The following is a 14,099-nucleotide window of genomic DNA, read 5'->3' as shown; positions in this document are numbered from 1 at the left end:
TAAAAAGCATGCAGAGCATATACTCTGCATGCTTTTTATAATGTTGAAAACTCCTCAACAAGTTGAGTGAATTGTTTCAATGCACTTTCAATCGGTTCTGGCGTAGTTAAATCAACACCAGCTTTTTTCAATAGGTTTAGTGGATAGTCAGAACTTCCACCTTTCAGGAATTCAATATAATTTTTCTGAGCATTCGGATCATCACTTAATAGTTTATCAGCGATTTGAATGGCAGATGCGAATCCAGTTGCATATTTGTATACGTAAAACGGGCGATAGAAATGAGGGATTCTAGCCCATCCGTATTTTACTTCTTCATCAAATACAAGTGAATCACCGTTATATTCTTTAAATAGCTTTTCATAAATTTCACTGAAGACTTGTGCATTTAATGGTTTACCTTGTTCAGCCATTTCATGTGTGATTTTTTCAAATTCTGCAAACATAATTTGTGTAAAGAAAGTACCTTTAAATTTCTCAATAAAATGGTTAATTAAATGGTTACGCACGTCCGTATCTTTTGCTTCTTTTAATAAATAGTGAATTAATAACACTTCATTTACTGTAGAAGCGACTTCTGCGACAAAGATAGAATAATGTGCAGAAATTCTTGGTTGGTATCCATGTGAATAGTGCGTATGCATACCGTGACCGCATTCATGAGTAAGAGTGAACAGGCTGTTTAAATCATCGTGATGATTTAAAAGAATGAAAGGATGAACGCCGTATACACCAAAGTTATAAGCACCAGAACGTTTTCCTGGTGTTTCTCTTACGTCTATATATCTTTTATCTTTAAAACTTTTTAATGTCTCAATATATTCTTCTCCTAAAGGAGCTAGTGATGCAATCATAATGTCAAATGCTTCACTATATGGGATGTCTTGTTTTGCACCTTCTACTAAATCGACGCCTAAGTCGTATTGTCTTAGTTCATCTACGTTTAATTTTTCTTTTCGAATTTCATTGTATGTATGTAATGTTTGAATGTTTTTTTTCGTTGTATCAATTAGGTTTTCGTATACTTCTTTCGGAACCATATCGCCAAATAATGATTTCTCTAGCGCTGATGGATAGTTTCTTAATTTCGAAACAGTAACATTATTTTTAATAGCAGCGGATAAAGTAGATGCGATGGAATTCTTTAACTGAACATATGGTTTGTAATATGCTTTATAAGCTTCTTTACGCTTTTCACGATTCGTATCTTCTATTAACTTTGCATACATTCCGCGTGTTAAGTTCACTTTTTCTCCATCGTCAGTCGTCACTTCACCAAATAATATATCTGCATTATTTAACATACCAAATGTGTGCTGTGGAGAAGAAAGAGCTTCACCCATTTGTGATAAAATTGCTTCTTGGTCCTTATTCAATACGTGTTTTTTATAACGATATAATTCAAATAAGTCTTCTTTATAATATTGTAAGCCTTCTGTATCTTCTATATAAGAATGTAATGTGTTTTCGTCTATGCTAAGTAAGAAGGGGGAAAAGAAAGATTTCGCTGCACTTACTTTCACGTGTAATTGTGATACTTTATCGACAAGAGATTGCGCGTCAGTATCGCGTGTATCAAGGTCAGATTGTAATCGTGCATAAGCGAACATTAAAGATATTATGCTAGAAATTTCTTCACTCTTCGTTAAATAAGCTAATAAACTATTGCCATTGTGAATATTGCCATTAAACTCGTGTAATTCCTTCGTTAATACTTCAATTTTATGAAAATCACTTTCCCAATCTTCAATTGTATGGTAAATGTCTGTTAAATCCCATTTTTCTATATCAGCTACTTGTAATCGATCTTTAAGTTCTGTCATAATCATTTCCTTTCTAAACATGTAGTTATATTTCTATATAACTATGAAATACAACAAATTGCAAAAAATCCCTGCTGAAAATTGAAAAGCCTTGCTAAAATAACAAGGCTTACATACTTATAGTGTAATTCCGAATTTTGAATGTAAAAGGTTTGTATATTGCATGTCTGTAACGGTTTCTTTCGTTTTTTTACCATTTTTCGCTACTGTAAGGCTATCTTTCGTTAAAGAGGCATGCCCATCTTCAGTTAGTTTTACAATAAGAGGTACTTTATTAAAGGGTGATCCTTCATGTTCAACGATAATTTTTTGTGCTATATTTGCTTTTTCTTCATCCACTTCTTCTATATAAAATGCATAGCCTAACGTCCAATCATCAGCAGAAGATTGATCCAAGAACTCATTGTTTTTCCGCATCTCTAAAATGTAGTTTCCCTTTTCGGTCATTTCTTTACGAATACGATAATCTCCTGTAACAGAGTGAATGACTTCACCTGAGAAAGGGACAGGGGCAAGAGGTAAGTATGATCCGAATCCTACTTCAATTAAATAAAGTTCATTCTGATGTGTTAAAACGGTTGCGATATGGCCAGAATCAACAGCCCATATGGAGTTTGCAGCGTTATAAACTGTTCCTGAAACGAGATGAACATCGAATCCAGAATCTTTCAGGAAGTAATACATAGTAGGATTGAGTTCATAACAAAGACCGCCACGGTTATTTACTAAAATTTTCTCTTTCAAATTTTCTTTTGATATTTCTTTAAAATTCTTTTCGAGAATATTTAAGTTTTCAAAAGGAACAGTTTGTGCCATTGCGTACATAATGTTAGATAAATCTTCAAATGAAACTGTGTCTTTTTCTTCTATATGTAATCGTGCGAAAAATTGTTTTTGAAAGTCTGTCATCGAAATCCCTCCGTTATGCTTTTATAGGTAAATTGTAAACAATCTTGAATAGGATGTGAAATGAAAACTACGTTGAATATTTGAAATTAGATTAAAAATAATATGGGAGAGTGAGAGATTGCTACTTTACTAACGGTGGGACGAATATTATAATAATTCTGATAAACCATGCAAACGTTTTCTTGGAAGGGGATGGTGTACATATGTTTAAAAGAATAACAATAGTCGGATTGTCATTTGTTATGTTTTTACCTAGTATATATGAGGGGAGTAAAGCATATGCAGACACAGTTAACAATGGAACGTTAATGCAGTATTTTGAGTGGTATGCTCCGAATGATGGGAATCATTGGAATCGTTTGCGTACTGATGCTGAAAATTTAGCGGAAAAAGGAATTACATCTGTTTGGATACCACCTGCATATAAAGGAACTACGCAAAATGACGTAGGATATGGAGCATATGATTTATATGATTTGGGGGAATTCAATCAAAAGGGAACAGTGCGGACGAAATATGGGACGAAAGCACAATTGAAATCTGCAATTGACGCTTTACATAAGAAAAACATCGATGTATACGGTGATGTAGTTATGAATCATAAAGGTGGGGCTGATTATACAGAAACTGTCACAGCAGTTGAGGTAGACCCGAGCAATCGAAATAATGAAGTATCAGGTGATTATGAAATTAGTGCGTGGACGGGATTTAACTTTCCAGGGCGTGGAGATTCTTATTCTAATTTCAAATGGAAATGGTATCATTTTGACGGAACGGATTGGGATGAAGGAAGGAAATTAAACCGAATTTATAAATTTAGGGGCATAGGTAAAGCATGGGACTGGGAAGTGTCTAGCGAGAATGGGAATTATGATTATTTGATGTATGCGGATCTTGATTTTGATCATCCAGATGTTGCGAATGAAATGAAAAAATGGGGAACGTGGTATGCGAATGAATTAAATTTAGATGGTTTTCGTTTAGATGCTGTTAAACATATTGATCATGAATATTTGCGCGATTGGGTAAATCACGTTAGACAGCAAACAGGGAAAGAAATGTTTACAGTAGCTGAATATTGGCAAAATGATATCCAGACTTTAAATAATTATTTAGCGAAGGTTAATTATAATCAATCTGTGTTCGATGCACCACTTCATTATAATTTTCACTATGCTTCAACAGGAAATGGGAATTATGATATGAGAAATATTTTAAAAGGAACGGTAGTTGCGAATCATCCTACACTTGCGGTTACTCTAGTTGAAAATCATGATTCACAGCCTGGTCAGTCATTGGAATCTGTAGTGAGCCCTTGGTTCAAACCGTTGGCATATGCATTTATTTTAACGCGTGCAGAGGGGTATCCTTCTGTTTTCTATGGTGATTACTATGGTACAAAAGGAAATAGTAACTATGAAATTCCAGCGTTAAAGGACAAAATTGATCCGATTTTGACGGCACGAAAAAACTTTGCATATGGTACGCAGCGGGATTATTTTGATCATCCAGATGTGATTGGCTGGACAAGAGAAGGTGATAGTGTACATGCTAATTCTGGTTTAGCAACATTAATCTCTGATGGACCAGGAGGGGCGAAGTGGATGGATGTTGGAAAGAATAACGCAGGGGAAGTATGGTACGATATTACGGGTAATCAAACAAATACTGTAACAATTAATAAGGACGGATGGGGGCAATTCCAAGTAAGTGGAGGATCAGTTTCCATATATGTTCAGCAGTAATTTGGTGATGAAAAAGAAGAGGTAGACTGAAATATAAGTTTTCCTCTTCCTTTTTACATTCTGTATAGTTATAAAAGTATGACACCTTTACTTCTCACGTAACATATAGTATGATGATTTCAATAAATTAGATTTCAATGACTATAATATAACTTAATGAGAGGTGCTTTTTGTGAGTGCGGTAGGTATTAAATAGGAAAAATTTAATGAAATAAATCGGATAAGACCAGGGGATTTTTATGTACATCATACCCCTAATTTTGTCATGCATTTATTTCAAAACCTATGAAGATACCTACAATACTTTATAAAGCGTGTAATAAGGGACTGCCATCTATTTTTTATGGCTTATTTCCTCATATGTTATTACACATGCCTTGTAAATGTAAAAGCTGCGGTATCCCCGCAGCTTTTTTGTATATGTTTTTATTGTATAATTATGGAATTTTATATATGACTCATTGGAATCTAATGAGTAGGTATCTTCATTTATGATAAAAATCAATCATAGTGAGGAGAAACAAAATGAATACGATGACTTTTGAAAAGTTACAATATAACGAATTAAAGGATATAGTGAAATCTTATTGTGTAAGTGGATTAGGTAAGGAATTATTAAACAAATTAGAGCCGAGTACGAGTATAAAAGTAGTGAGAAATCGGTTGAATGAAACGACAGAAGCACGAGCTATATTAGATGCAGAAGGGCATGTTCCTTTCTTCGGCATTTCTAATATTGCTAGTACAATTCAAAAATTAGAAAAAGGTATGATTTTAGATCCAGAAGAATTAGTGAGTGTTTCAGACTTTTTACGTGGATGTAGAAAGATTAAAAAGTTTATGTTAGATAAAGAATTTTTTGCACCAGTATTAGCTTCTTATGCAAATTCAATGACTGAATATAAAAGTATTGAAGAGGAAATTAACTTTTCAATTAAAGGAAATAGTATTGATGCAGCTGCAAGTAAAGAGTTAAAACGAATTCGAAATAATATCGATTCTGTAGATGGGAAAATAAAAGAACGTTTAACGAAGTTTTTAAATAGTAGTGCAAATAAGAAATTCATTCAGGAATTCTTTATTAGTAAAAAGGATGACCGTTATACGATTCCAATTAAATCTTCCTATAAAAACCAAGTTGCCGGAAGTATTATTGAAGCCTCGGCAAAAGGTTCTACTGTATTTATAGAACCGCATACGGTTACGAAATTGAATGCAGAACTAGCAGGTTTGAAAGCAGAAGAAGCGGTTGAAGAATATCAAATTTTAGCGACTTTATCAGGGATGGTATTAGAAAATATTTATAGTATAAAGATTAACATGGAGCTAATTAGTCAGTATGATATGGTATTTGCGAAAGCGAAGTTTAGTAAATCGATTGATGGAATAGAACCGAAGTTAAATGATCATGGCTACATTCATTTAGTGAATTGTAAGCATCCGCTTTTAACAGGGCAAGTTGTACCCTTAAATTTTAAAATTGGTCAAGAGTATCGTAGTTTAATTATTACAGGGCCGAATGCGGGCGGAAAGACAATTGTGTTAAAAACAATTGGATTGTTAACATTAGCTACAATGTCAGGTCTTCATATTGCAGGAGATAAAGGGACAGAAATCGCTATTTTTGAAAATGTATTTGTAGATATTGGTGATAATCAAAGTATCGAAAACGCACTAAGTACATTTTCATCTCATATGAAAAATCTTTCTGAGATTATGAGGATGTCAAATAATAATACGTTACTTTTATTTGATGAAATAGGGAGCGGTACAGAACCGAATGAAGGTGCAGCACTTGCAATATCTATTTTAGAAGAGTTGTACCTTGCAGGATGTATTACCGTTGCGAGTACGCATTACGGAGAAATTAAACGATTCTCAGAAATGCACGATGACTTTATGAATGCAGCGATGCAATTTAATAGTGAAACGTTAGATCCGCTTTATAAATTAGTTATCGGAAAATCAGGAGAAAGTAATGCACTTTGGATTGCGAATAAAATGAGCGTAAAAGAACATGTGCTGAAAAGAGCGAAAGAGTATATGGGAAATAAAGAGTACGCTTTAGAAAAAGTGAATGAAAGTAAAATTAGAAAACCGAAATTTGTACAAGAAAAAAGAGAATCTCATTATGAGTACAAAATCGGAGATCGTGTTAATTTATTGGATCATGATGATTTTGGTATCATCTATAAGGAAAAAGATAATTTTTATAACGTTGTTGTATATTATAACGGTGAATTCGTTGAAGTAAATGTGAAACGTATTACTTTAGAAGTAGCAGCGAAGGAGTTATATCCAGAAGGATACGATTTAAATACACTATTTGTTGATTATAAAGAAAGAAAAATGCAACACGATATTGAGCGCGGATCGAAAAAAGCACTTCGTAAAATTCAAAAAGAAATAAGAAAGAATAGAGGATAAGTTAAAATGGTAACGATTAGACAAGAACAAAAAAATGATTATAGAAAAACAGAAGAAGTCGTAAAAGAAGCATTTTTAAAGGAAGAATTTAGTGATAAAACAGAACATGAACTTGTAAAACGTATTAGAGAATGTGACGCGTTTGTTCCGGAGTTATCAATTGTTGCGGTAGATGAAGATATAGTTGGTCACATTATGTTATCGAAAATTACAATAGAACAATGTGGAACTTCTGTAGAATCGTTAGCACTTGCACCAGTTTCAGTTGCTAGGGGCCATCAGAAGAAAGGAATTGGTGGAAAACTGATTACGGCTGCTTTAGAAAAAGCGAAAGAACTTGGATACGGATCAGTTGTAGTATTAGGACATCCAGAGTACTACCCGAAATTTGGTTTTAAGAAAGCAAGTGAGTGGAATGTAAAAGCACCGTTTGAAGTGCCTGAAGAGGTATTTATGATAAAGGAATTAACAGAAAATGCTCTTCTAGGTGTAGAAGGAATTGTACAATATTCGAGTGCTTTTGCTGAGTAGGAGTAACGGTTAAGAAATGTAATCATAAAAGATGCTATCTTTTTGTATGGATATACAGAAAGATAGCTTTTTTTATTAAGCGGATCTACTGACGTATATTTTGCTCAATGAATAATTGAGGTGGTAAAATTGATATAGAAACGTAAAGGGAGAGAATGAAATGAATAAGCGAGAAACAGATAGCAATGAGAATGCAGTTACGTTATATGTTACAAGACACGGTAAAACAATATTAAATACGAATCATCGCGCGCAAGGTTGGGCTGATTCTCCATTAGTAGAAAAAGGTGTTGAAGTTGCCACAAATTTAGGAACAGGATTAAAAGATATTCATTTTATGAATGCGTATAGTAGTGATAGCGGCCGAGCGATTGAAACTGCTAATTTAGTATTAAAATATAGTGAGCAATCAAAATTAAAACTTGAGCAAAGAAAAGATTTGCGAGAATTAAATTTCGGTATTTTTGAAGGTGAAAAACTTGAGAATATGTGGGATGTGGTTGGAAAAGCTGCAGGCGTTGCATCACCAGAAGAACTTATGAAGTTTTCTATTCAAGAAGTGATTAATCTTATTAGAGTAGCAGATCCTACAAAACAGGCGGAAGATTGGGAATTATTTTCTACTCGTATAAAAGCTGAGATAGATAAAATTAGTGAAGAAGCTGCTGGAAATGGTGGTGGTAACGTTTTAGTTGTCGTTCATGGGCTTTTGATTACTACCTTAATAGAAATGTTAGACAGTAGCAAAACAAAACTTGGGGTGGAAAATGCTAGTGTGACGAAGATTGTATATCAAGATGGAACATATACAGTCGAGTCGGTTGGAGATATGAGTTATGTTGCAAAAGGGAAAGAAAGTGTGGAAATATAATTAAATCTCAAATAGAAATAAGAAAAGGAAGGTAGAGAAATCTAGCTTCCTTTTCATTTTGTGAATTATGGGATTAATAAAATCTTCCCTGTGCTTTTACGGCTCTCTAATAATTCATGAGCAAGAGCACCGTCTTGTAAAGAGAATGTAGTAGGATTTGAAATGTTTAATTTTCCAGTTGCGATCCAATCGAATAATTGAGTAGATCGTTTTTTACGTTCTTCATAAGTGGTAAGAACGTTCCAAAGGTCTCCGCCAGTTAAAGTTTTTGAAGTATCCATAAGCATACGTGGATCAACTGGAGCAGGATTACCACCAGCCATTCCGTAAAATACGACAGTACCGCCAATTTTAGTAGCGTTAAAACTTTCCTCTAATGTAGAACCTACTGATTCATATACAAGATTTACTCCAGTTCCATTAGTCATTTCAAGTACTTTCGTATGCCATTCTTCGTTATATAAAAATACGTGATCGGCACCAGCTAATGTAGCTATCTTTGCTTTTTCTTTTGATGATGTAAGACCAATTACTGTTCCGCCCTGTAGTTTAATCATTTGAATCAGAAGTTGACCGACGCCACCAGCTGCAGCGTGTACTAAAGCTATATCACCTTGTTTTAGTTGATAGCTATCGTGCGTTAAATAATGTGCAGTTAATCCTTGTAATAAGACAGAAGCGGCTGTTTCAAAAGAAATAGAATCTGGTAGTGGGATTACTTTTTCAGATGGAACGGCAACTAGTTCTGCATTTGCAAATGGGACGTCCGCAAATGCAATACGGTCTCCTAGGTTGATAGTAGTAACGTCAGCTCCTACTTTTTCAACAATTCCAGCTCCTTCATAACCTAATACATAAGGCGGATTGCCAGCAAGATGATAATCGCCGCGGCGTCTATAAATATCAGCGAAGTTTAATCCGATTGCTTTCGTGCGGACAAGAATTTCATTTGGACTTATGATTGGATCGTGTATTTCTTTATAGTGTAGAACATTAGCGTCTCCGAATGTTTCGAAACAAAGTGCTTTCATATGGAATACCTCCATTTATATTGTTTATAGATGTTCTTTATCATACAATACAAATATCAATAGACAAAGAGGATTATTTCGATGGAATCAATCGAAAATATCGATTGAAAAGAGGGATGATAAATGGAAATAAAACAGTTAATTACATTTAAAGTAGCGGCACATACTTTGAACTTTACACAAACTGCGAAGAAATTAAACTTTGCCCAATCGAGCGTTACAGCACAAATTAAAACATTAGAGGCTGAGCTCGGTACACCACTATTTGAGAGATTAGGGAAACGTCTTTTCTTAACTGAAGCAGGTAGGAAGTTTCAACTATATGCCGACAAGCTGATTGCACTCAGTAACGAAGCGAAAATGGCTGTGAAAGATGATGAAGAAATAGCAGGTACGTTAATAATTGGTGCACAAGAAAGTCAATGTACATACAGACTGCCTTCTATATTAAAGAGGTTTAAAATACAATTCCCAAAAATAAAACTTATATTTAAACCAGCACACTCCAATAAAGATGCGAAGGAACAATTGATGGAGGGGAAAGTAGATCTTGCATTTATTTTGGATGAGTGTAAAACAGAAGATGTTTTACATGTGGAACCACTTATGAAAGAAGAATTAAAAGTAGTAGCTGCTCCAGGGCACCGTTTACTTGAACAACCTTCAGTTTCTATAAAAGATTTAGAGAGTGAAACACTTTTACTAACAGAATTAGGCTGCTCGTATCGGACTTTATTTGAAGAGCTATTTCGCGGGGAAGATGTATATCCAGCAAATAAAATTGAGTTTGTTAGTGTTGAAGCAATTAAACAATGTGTTATTGCAGATTTAGGTATAGCCGTTTTACCAGCGATAGTAGTAGAAAAAGATATACGGGAAGGGACGTTAAAGGAGTTAATGTTAAACGAAACAATATCTCCAATTTATACACAAATTGCTTGGCATAAAGATAAATGGATGACAGCACCACTGCAGCAATTTATTGATGTAACGAGGGGATTTTTTACAACGGATTAAGTGGAGAAATATTTATTTTATATAAAAGAAACAATGGCAATTTTGTATAAAGAACCGATGCTTGAATATAACAAGTATCGGTTCTTTTATGTTTTAAATAAAGGATGCTATAAAATTTGTATTTCTCAACTTTTTTTCTTACAAGGATAAGTAAAGCCCTTCGTATATTCCAATAATCATAAGGGAATTTACAACATTTATTCGTTTCTGTAAGATGCATCTAGGAAACGTGAAAGGAGGGCTTACATAGCAGTATAGGTTGTCTTTAGTATATATAATCATTTTGAGGGGGAATTTAAAATGTTTAAAAAGTTAATGAAAGTATGCGTGTTAAGTGCGGCAAGTATAGGTGTATTATTTAGTTTCCAAGGAAGTACATTTGCAGCTACTGATTTAAGCAGTTATTATGACGGGAAAAATCCAGCAACAACGAAAGTATACGGGGGAAGTACGACGTGTGATGCAGATGGATTTAATGCAAAGTCTACAGCAGTTTATGAAGGTAGTAAAAAAGTAGGAACAGTGTATTTACGTTACAGTAATAAATGTCATGCAGCATGGTCTAAGCTTGTTTTAGATCAACCAGCTCCTTCTGTTTCTGGAGGGGTATATGCTTACGCTGTTATTAATAAATATAAAAATGGTGTATTCCAAAAATCAGTAGACTCTAATAGTGGCAATGGAGCAATAAAAACAGGACAAACGAGTACGTATACAGGAATGGTGTTTGATTTAACTGCTGATTTTGGTTATACAGCTGATGCCGAAGCGGTGACGATTAATAACGGCTACGGGAAAACTGGACGTTATTAATAAAGGAGTGGAATTCTATGAAGCTTTTTAAAAAGGTAAGCGCATGTCTTTGTCTGGCATTGCTCATCGTAACTAGTGTGTTTAGTACGACCAACAATGATAAAGCATACGCAGAAGACCATTCATATGATGGGAAAAGTCCTTATTATAATAGCTGTGATCAATCCGCAGTAACGAAAGAAAAGAAGTGGATTGATTCAAATTCTTATGTAGAATTAAAATTTAGCACGACATGTAAGACAGCATGGGCGAAAGTTACTGTAACTCGCCTGGCAATTTATAATAATGAAGCTGATGCAAGGATTGTTAGAAAAACAGATGGAAAGGCATACACTTGCGGAAGTGCTGGAGGAAATGGTGTTGTAAATAAAGGGCAAACATCATGCTATGCGCCAATGGTATATGATTTAGATCCAAGAAAGGCACAAGCACAAGGGAAACATGCCATTCCGAATAGTGATGCATATAATTATGCGGAGACTATTTGGTATTGATACGATTATACATGTTTTAAGAGCTGTTATTTGATATAAAAAAAGAAAGAGCCTTACTGCATTTTATTGTGGTAAGGTTCTTTAAAATTGTTTAATAGATTAAGTACATCCATTTACAAAGGTCTGTCTATATAATCGCTTTTAAGTATGGCCATAATAATTTCATCTGAGTATGTATCGTTATAAAATAAAGATTGACGTAAGGTTCCTTCTTTTACAAAACCAACTTTTTCATAAGCTTTAATTCCGCGTAAATTATGGCTAAATACTTCTAACTGTAAACGATTTAATGATAGTTGTTCAAAAGTAAAACTTAAAACTATTTTAATAGCTTCAGTTCCATAGCCTTGTCCTGTTAATGCTATTGAAATCATTGATATTCTGAATCCTGCTCTTTTGTTCTCCTCATCGATATCTAAAATCGACAACTCTCCAATCATCTCGTCAGTACTTTGTAAACAAATAGCGAAATCATAGCGACTTGAATCATTATTTATATGATCTATATGTTTTGTAATTTGCTCCAATGAAAAAGTGGACTTAGTTCCAGTCATATATCTTATTTTATCATCCATTGTACTTTCTAATATAATAGGAGCATCTAGCTGACAAAGAGGCCTTAAATAAATTCTTTCGCTCTCTAATCTCATTATAATTTTCTCCTTTAGTTAGTAATTGAATGTATAAATACTTAAACTTTCTTCAATGAGTTACATAAAAAATATGAATCTTAATTCGATGTTACATGAATTTTATAATGGTATGGTATACCTAAAACAAATAATAAAAGTTTTATACACAACAAAATGTATCAACGAGTTTTTTGATCATACTATTATTCTTGCTGCTCATTCCGCTTTTAAATGAACACGAATGTATTAACTAAGGTCTGTATCAGGAGGAGTATATCCAAGGTGACGAGCCATAGATACAATTTGTCCTTTATGGTGAAATTCATGCGTCTCCGTATGAGTTAAAAGCCATAGCGGAGTTGTGCTCCAAGGTTCTTTTTGCCATTTCACTTCATTTGCTATATTTTCGAGCCAACGGTCATTGTATTCATCTAAAAAACGTTGTACAGTCTCATCTACTAACTTAAATCTAGCGCGAACTTTTTCCACATCTGCATGCTCAATTTCGTAATCGCTAGCAAATGAAAAATCTGCTCTTTTTTGCTTGAATGCGAATGATCCAAGCCAGTATCGATAGCAATCGGCTACATGAATATGAGTCTTTATAATGCTACCGCTTCCGAAATTAGAAACTGTGCTATGTAATTTTTCTACTGGGATTTCTTCCAAAAACGAAAATAGAGTTTCTCTTGTAGCACTAATAAGATTATATTGTTGTTTTAAAATATGTAACATGCAAGTACACTCCTCTTTTATTAACATAGTAAGTAATTCTATATTTACGAGGAGTGAACCTTTTTATTATTTTTGAGGGTGTTGCAAAACTAAAATAAATATGCAATGTTATGAATCAGAAAAACTAGCTGAACATGCAATAGATAGCGATTTTGACCATACCAACGTGGCTGTTCCAGCCCTTTATCTTTGAGATGACTAAACTGTTGTTCAATTTTTCCACGCTCTTTCATCAACTGTTTGCCAAAGGTAGTTTGTAGAAAATGAGACACTACACGACGATGTGTACTTTTGATTGGTCCGCTATTACGCGGGTTAATTGGATTGATCGCAAAGATATCACATGCTCCGGCAATTTCATGAATGTGCTGACTATCATAAGCGGCATCTGCAACGGAAAATAACACATTTTGGTTTTGTATATCCCGAAGCAATGCAGGAGCTATTTTACTATCATGTACATTTGCGGTTGTAAATGCATACGACAATATAACACCTTCTGGTGTAGAACAGACATGAGTTTTATATCCCTTATACCAACCATAGCGAGTAGATTTTCCCCATTTCGCTTGAGAATCATATAAACTACTCCGTAAGGCTGTACTATCAATTAAAACGCACGGAATTAACCCTAAATTCTTTTCTTGAAGAATTTGTTTATGAAGCAACGGAATTTCTTCGTTGCGAAACCAAGTGCCTACACGTGAAAAAGTAGATATATGAGGAACAAGCGAAAGGCCACAAGATACACGAAATGAAGGATATTGATGTAAAAAACGAGTTAACTTACGTAATGAATTGATCTGGAATACCGTTTTTATAAAAAAACATTTGAGTAAAGCTTTTCTACAGATGGGTGGGCGGCCTGTCATAGGCGGAACGCCTCCAATGGTTAAACTGTCTACGTAGGCAAATAAAATTTGTAAAATGGATTGATTTTGATCAAAATTGGTTATCATACTAGTAAATCCGTCCTTTCTGGAGATAGTTTTAGGATACTATCATTCTTCCAGGAAAACGGGTTTCTTTATGCATTCATTTTTGGATATTTATGAGTTTTGCAACACCCTC

At 34.2% G+C, this 14,099-nt stretch carries 13 protein-coding genes; 7 read left to right on the top strand and 6 right to left on the bottom strand.

What is annotated here, in order from left to right; all coding sequences use genetic code 11:
* Nucleotides 1-35: 35 nt before the first annotated feature.
* Nucleotides 36-1,823 carry an oligoendopeptidase F gene (pepF, locus tag V6946_RS17835; protein WP_006925387.1) on the bottom strand — a complete coding sequence of 596 codons (1,788 nt, stop codon included), beginning with the start codon at nucleotides 1,821-1,823 and terminating at the stop codon, nucleotides 36-38.
* 117 nt (nucleotides 1,824-1,940) lie between these two features.
* Nucleotides 1,941-2,732, bottom strand: coding sequence for an arylamine N-acetyltransferase (locus V6946_RS17830; protein WP_006925385.1), 792 nt, complete (start codon nucleotides 2,730-2,732; stop codon nucleotides 1,941-1,943).
* 203 nt (nucleotides 2,733-2,935) lie between these two features.
* Between V6946_RS17830 and amyS the strand changes: the two genes are divergently transcribed.
* From amyS to V6946_RS17810, 4 genes are all read left to right on the top strand, one after another.
* Nucleotides 2,936-4,477, top strand: a complete 1,542-nt coding sequence (gene amyS / locus V6946_RS17825) for an alpha-amylase (protein WP_006925383.1) — start codon at nucleotides 2,936-2,938, stop codon at nucleotides 4,475-4,477.
* 525 nt (nucleotides 4,478-5,002) lie between these two features.
* Complete coding sequence (locus V6946_RS17820; protein WP_061113217.1) at nucleotides 5,003-6,904, top strand: endonuclease MutS2; 1,902 nt, start codon at nucleotides 5,003-5,005, stop codon at nucleotides 6,902-6,904.
* A 6-nt stretch (nucleotides 6,905-6,910) separates the two neighbouring features.
* A complete protein-coding gene (locus V6946_RS17815) occupies nucleotides 6,911-7,435 on the top strand; it encodes a GNAT family N-acetyltransferase (RefSeq protein WP_006925380.1) in 525 nt (174 codons plus the stop codon).
* A 160-nt stretch (nucleotides 7,436-7,595) separates the two neighbouring features.
* Nucleotides 7,596-8,306 (top strand): histidine phosphatase family protein, encoded by a 711-nt coding sequence (locus V6946_RS17810; protein ID WP_001042044.1) that lies wholly within the window; start codon nucleotides 7,596-7,598, stop codon nucleotides 8,304-8,306.
* 65 nt (nucleotides 8,307-8,371) lie between these two features.
* Here the strand turns inward: V6946_RS17810 and V6946_RS17805 are convergent, their stop codons facing one another.
* Nucleotides 8,372-9,337, bottom strand: a complete 966-nt coding sequence (locus V6946_RS17805) for a quinone oxidoreductase (protein WP_000645266.1) — start codon at nucleotides 9,335-9,337, stop codon at nucleotides 8,372-8,374.
* Between the two features lie 123 nt (nucleotides 9,338-9,460).
* Here V6946_RS17805 and V6946_RS17800 point away from each other — a divergent pair, with 123 nt between their 5' ends.
* The 3 genes from V6946_RS17800 to V6946_RS17790 all read left to right on the top strand — a co-directional run bounded on the left by V6946_RS17800 (nucleotide 9,461) and on the right by V6946_RS17790 (nucleotide 11,661).
* Nucleotides 9,461-10,354, top strand: coding sequence for a LysR family transcriptional regulator (locus V6946_RS17800; RefSeq protein WP_006925376.1), 894 nt, complete (start codon nucleotides 9,461-9,463; stop codon nucleotides 10,352-10,354).
* Nucleotides 10,355-10,654: 300 nt separating this feature from the next.
* Nucleotides 10,655-11,167, top strand: coding sequence for a DUF2690 domain-containing protein (locus V6946_RS17795; protein ID WP_044307094.1), 513 nt, complete (start codon nucleotides 10,655-10,657; stop codon nucleotides 11,165-11,167).
* Between the two features lie 17 nt (nucleotides 11,168-11,184).
* Nucleotides 11,185-11,661, top strand: a complete 477-nt coding sequence (locus tag V6946_RS17790) for a DUF2690 domain-containing protein (protein WP_006925366.1) — start codon at nucleotides 11,185-11,187, stop codon at nucleotides 11,659-11,661.
* A gap of 113 nt (nucleotides 11,662-11,774) precedes the next feature.
* Here the strand turns inward: V6946_RS17790 and V6946_RS17785 are convergent, their stop codons facing one another.
* The 3 genes from V6946_RS17785 to V6946_RS17775 form a co-directional block, all read right to left on the bottom strand.
* Entirely contained in the window at nucleotides 11,775-12,311 is a 537-nt protein-coding gene (locus V6946_RS17785) for a GNAT family N-acetyltransferase (RefSeq protein ID WP_006925364.1), read from the bottom strand.
* A 228-nt stretch (nucleotides 12,312-12,539) separates the two neighbouring features.
* The gene (locus V6946_RS17780; protein WP_006925360.1) at nucleotides 12,540-13,028 is read right to left on the bottom strand and encodes a DinB family protein; all 489 of its coding nucleotides are present in this window, start codon (nucleotides 13,026-13,028) and stop codon (nucleotides 12,540-12,542) included.
* An 89-nt stretch (nucleotides 13,029-13,117) separates the two neighbouring features.
* On the bottom strand, nucleotides 13,118-13,987 hold the full coding sequence (locus V6946_RS17775) for an ISNCY family transposase (RefSeq protein ID WP_023520903.1): 870 nt from the start codon (nucleotides 13,985-13,987) through the stop codon (nucleotides 13,118-13,120).
* Between the last annotated feature and the right edge of the window lie 112 nt (nucleotides 13,988-14,099).

The sequence above is a fragment of the Bacillus sp. PPSBB_2 genome (assembly GCF_045291115.1).
GTDB lineage: Bacteria > Bacillota > Bacilli > Bacillales > Bacillaceae_G > Bacillus_A > Bacillus_A cereus.
This window is presented reverse-complemented; position numbering and strand designations above follow the sequence as displayed.

Bases quoted from the DNA above. Each gene is read 5' to 3' on its own strand.
- V6946_RS17785 (WP_006925364.1), bottom strand. From the start codon at position 12,311: ATGAGATTAGAGAGCGAAAGAATTTATTTAAGGCCTCTTTGTCAGCTA.
- V6946_RS17800 (WP_006925376.1), top strand. From the start codon at position 9,461: ATGGAAATAAAACAGTTAATTACATTTAAAGTAGCGGCACATACTTTG.
- V6946_RS17795 (WP_044307094.1), top strand. From the start codon at position 10,655: ATGTTTAAAAAGTTAATGAAAGTATGCGTGTTAAGTGCGGCAAGTATA.
- V6946_RS17810 (WP_001042044.1), top strand. From the start codon at position 7,596: ATGAATAAGCGAGAAACAGATAGCAATGAGAATGCAGTTACGTTATAT.
- V6946_RS17820 (WP_061113217.1), top strand. From the start codon at position 5,003: ATGAATACGATGACTTTTGAAAAGTTACAATATAACGAATTAAAGGAT.
- V6946_RS17775 (WP_023520903.1), bottom strand. From the start codon at position 13,987: ATGATAACCAATTTTGATCAAAATCAATCCATTTTACAAATTTTATTT.
- V6946_RS17780 (WP_006925360.1), bottom strand. From the start codon at position 13,028: ATGTTACATATTTTAAAACAACAATATAATCTTATTAGTGCTACAAGA.
- V6946_RS17790 (WP_006925366.1), top strand. From the start codon at position 11,185: ATGAAGCTTTTTAAAAAGGTAAGCGCATGTCTTTGTCTGGCATTGCTC.
- pepF (WP_006925387.1), bottom strand. From the start codon at position 1,823: ATGACAGAACTTAAAGATCGATTACAAGTAGCTGATATAGAAAAATGG.
- V6946_RS17815 (WP_006925380.1), top strand. From the start codon at position 6,911: ATGGTAACGATTAGACAAGAACAAAAAAATGATTATAGAAAAACAGAA.
- amyS (WP_006925383.1), top strand. From the start codon at position 2,936: ATGTTTAAAAGAATAACAATAGTCGGATTGTCATTTGTTATGTTTTTA.
- V6946_RS17805 (WP_000645266.1), bottom strand. From the start codon at position 9,337: ATGAAAGCACTTTGTTTCGAAACATTCGGAGACGCTAATGTTCTACAC.
- V6946_RS17830 (WP_006925385.1), bottom strand. From the start codon at position 2,732: ATGACAGACTTTCAAAAACAATTTTTCGCACGATTACATATAGAAGAA.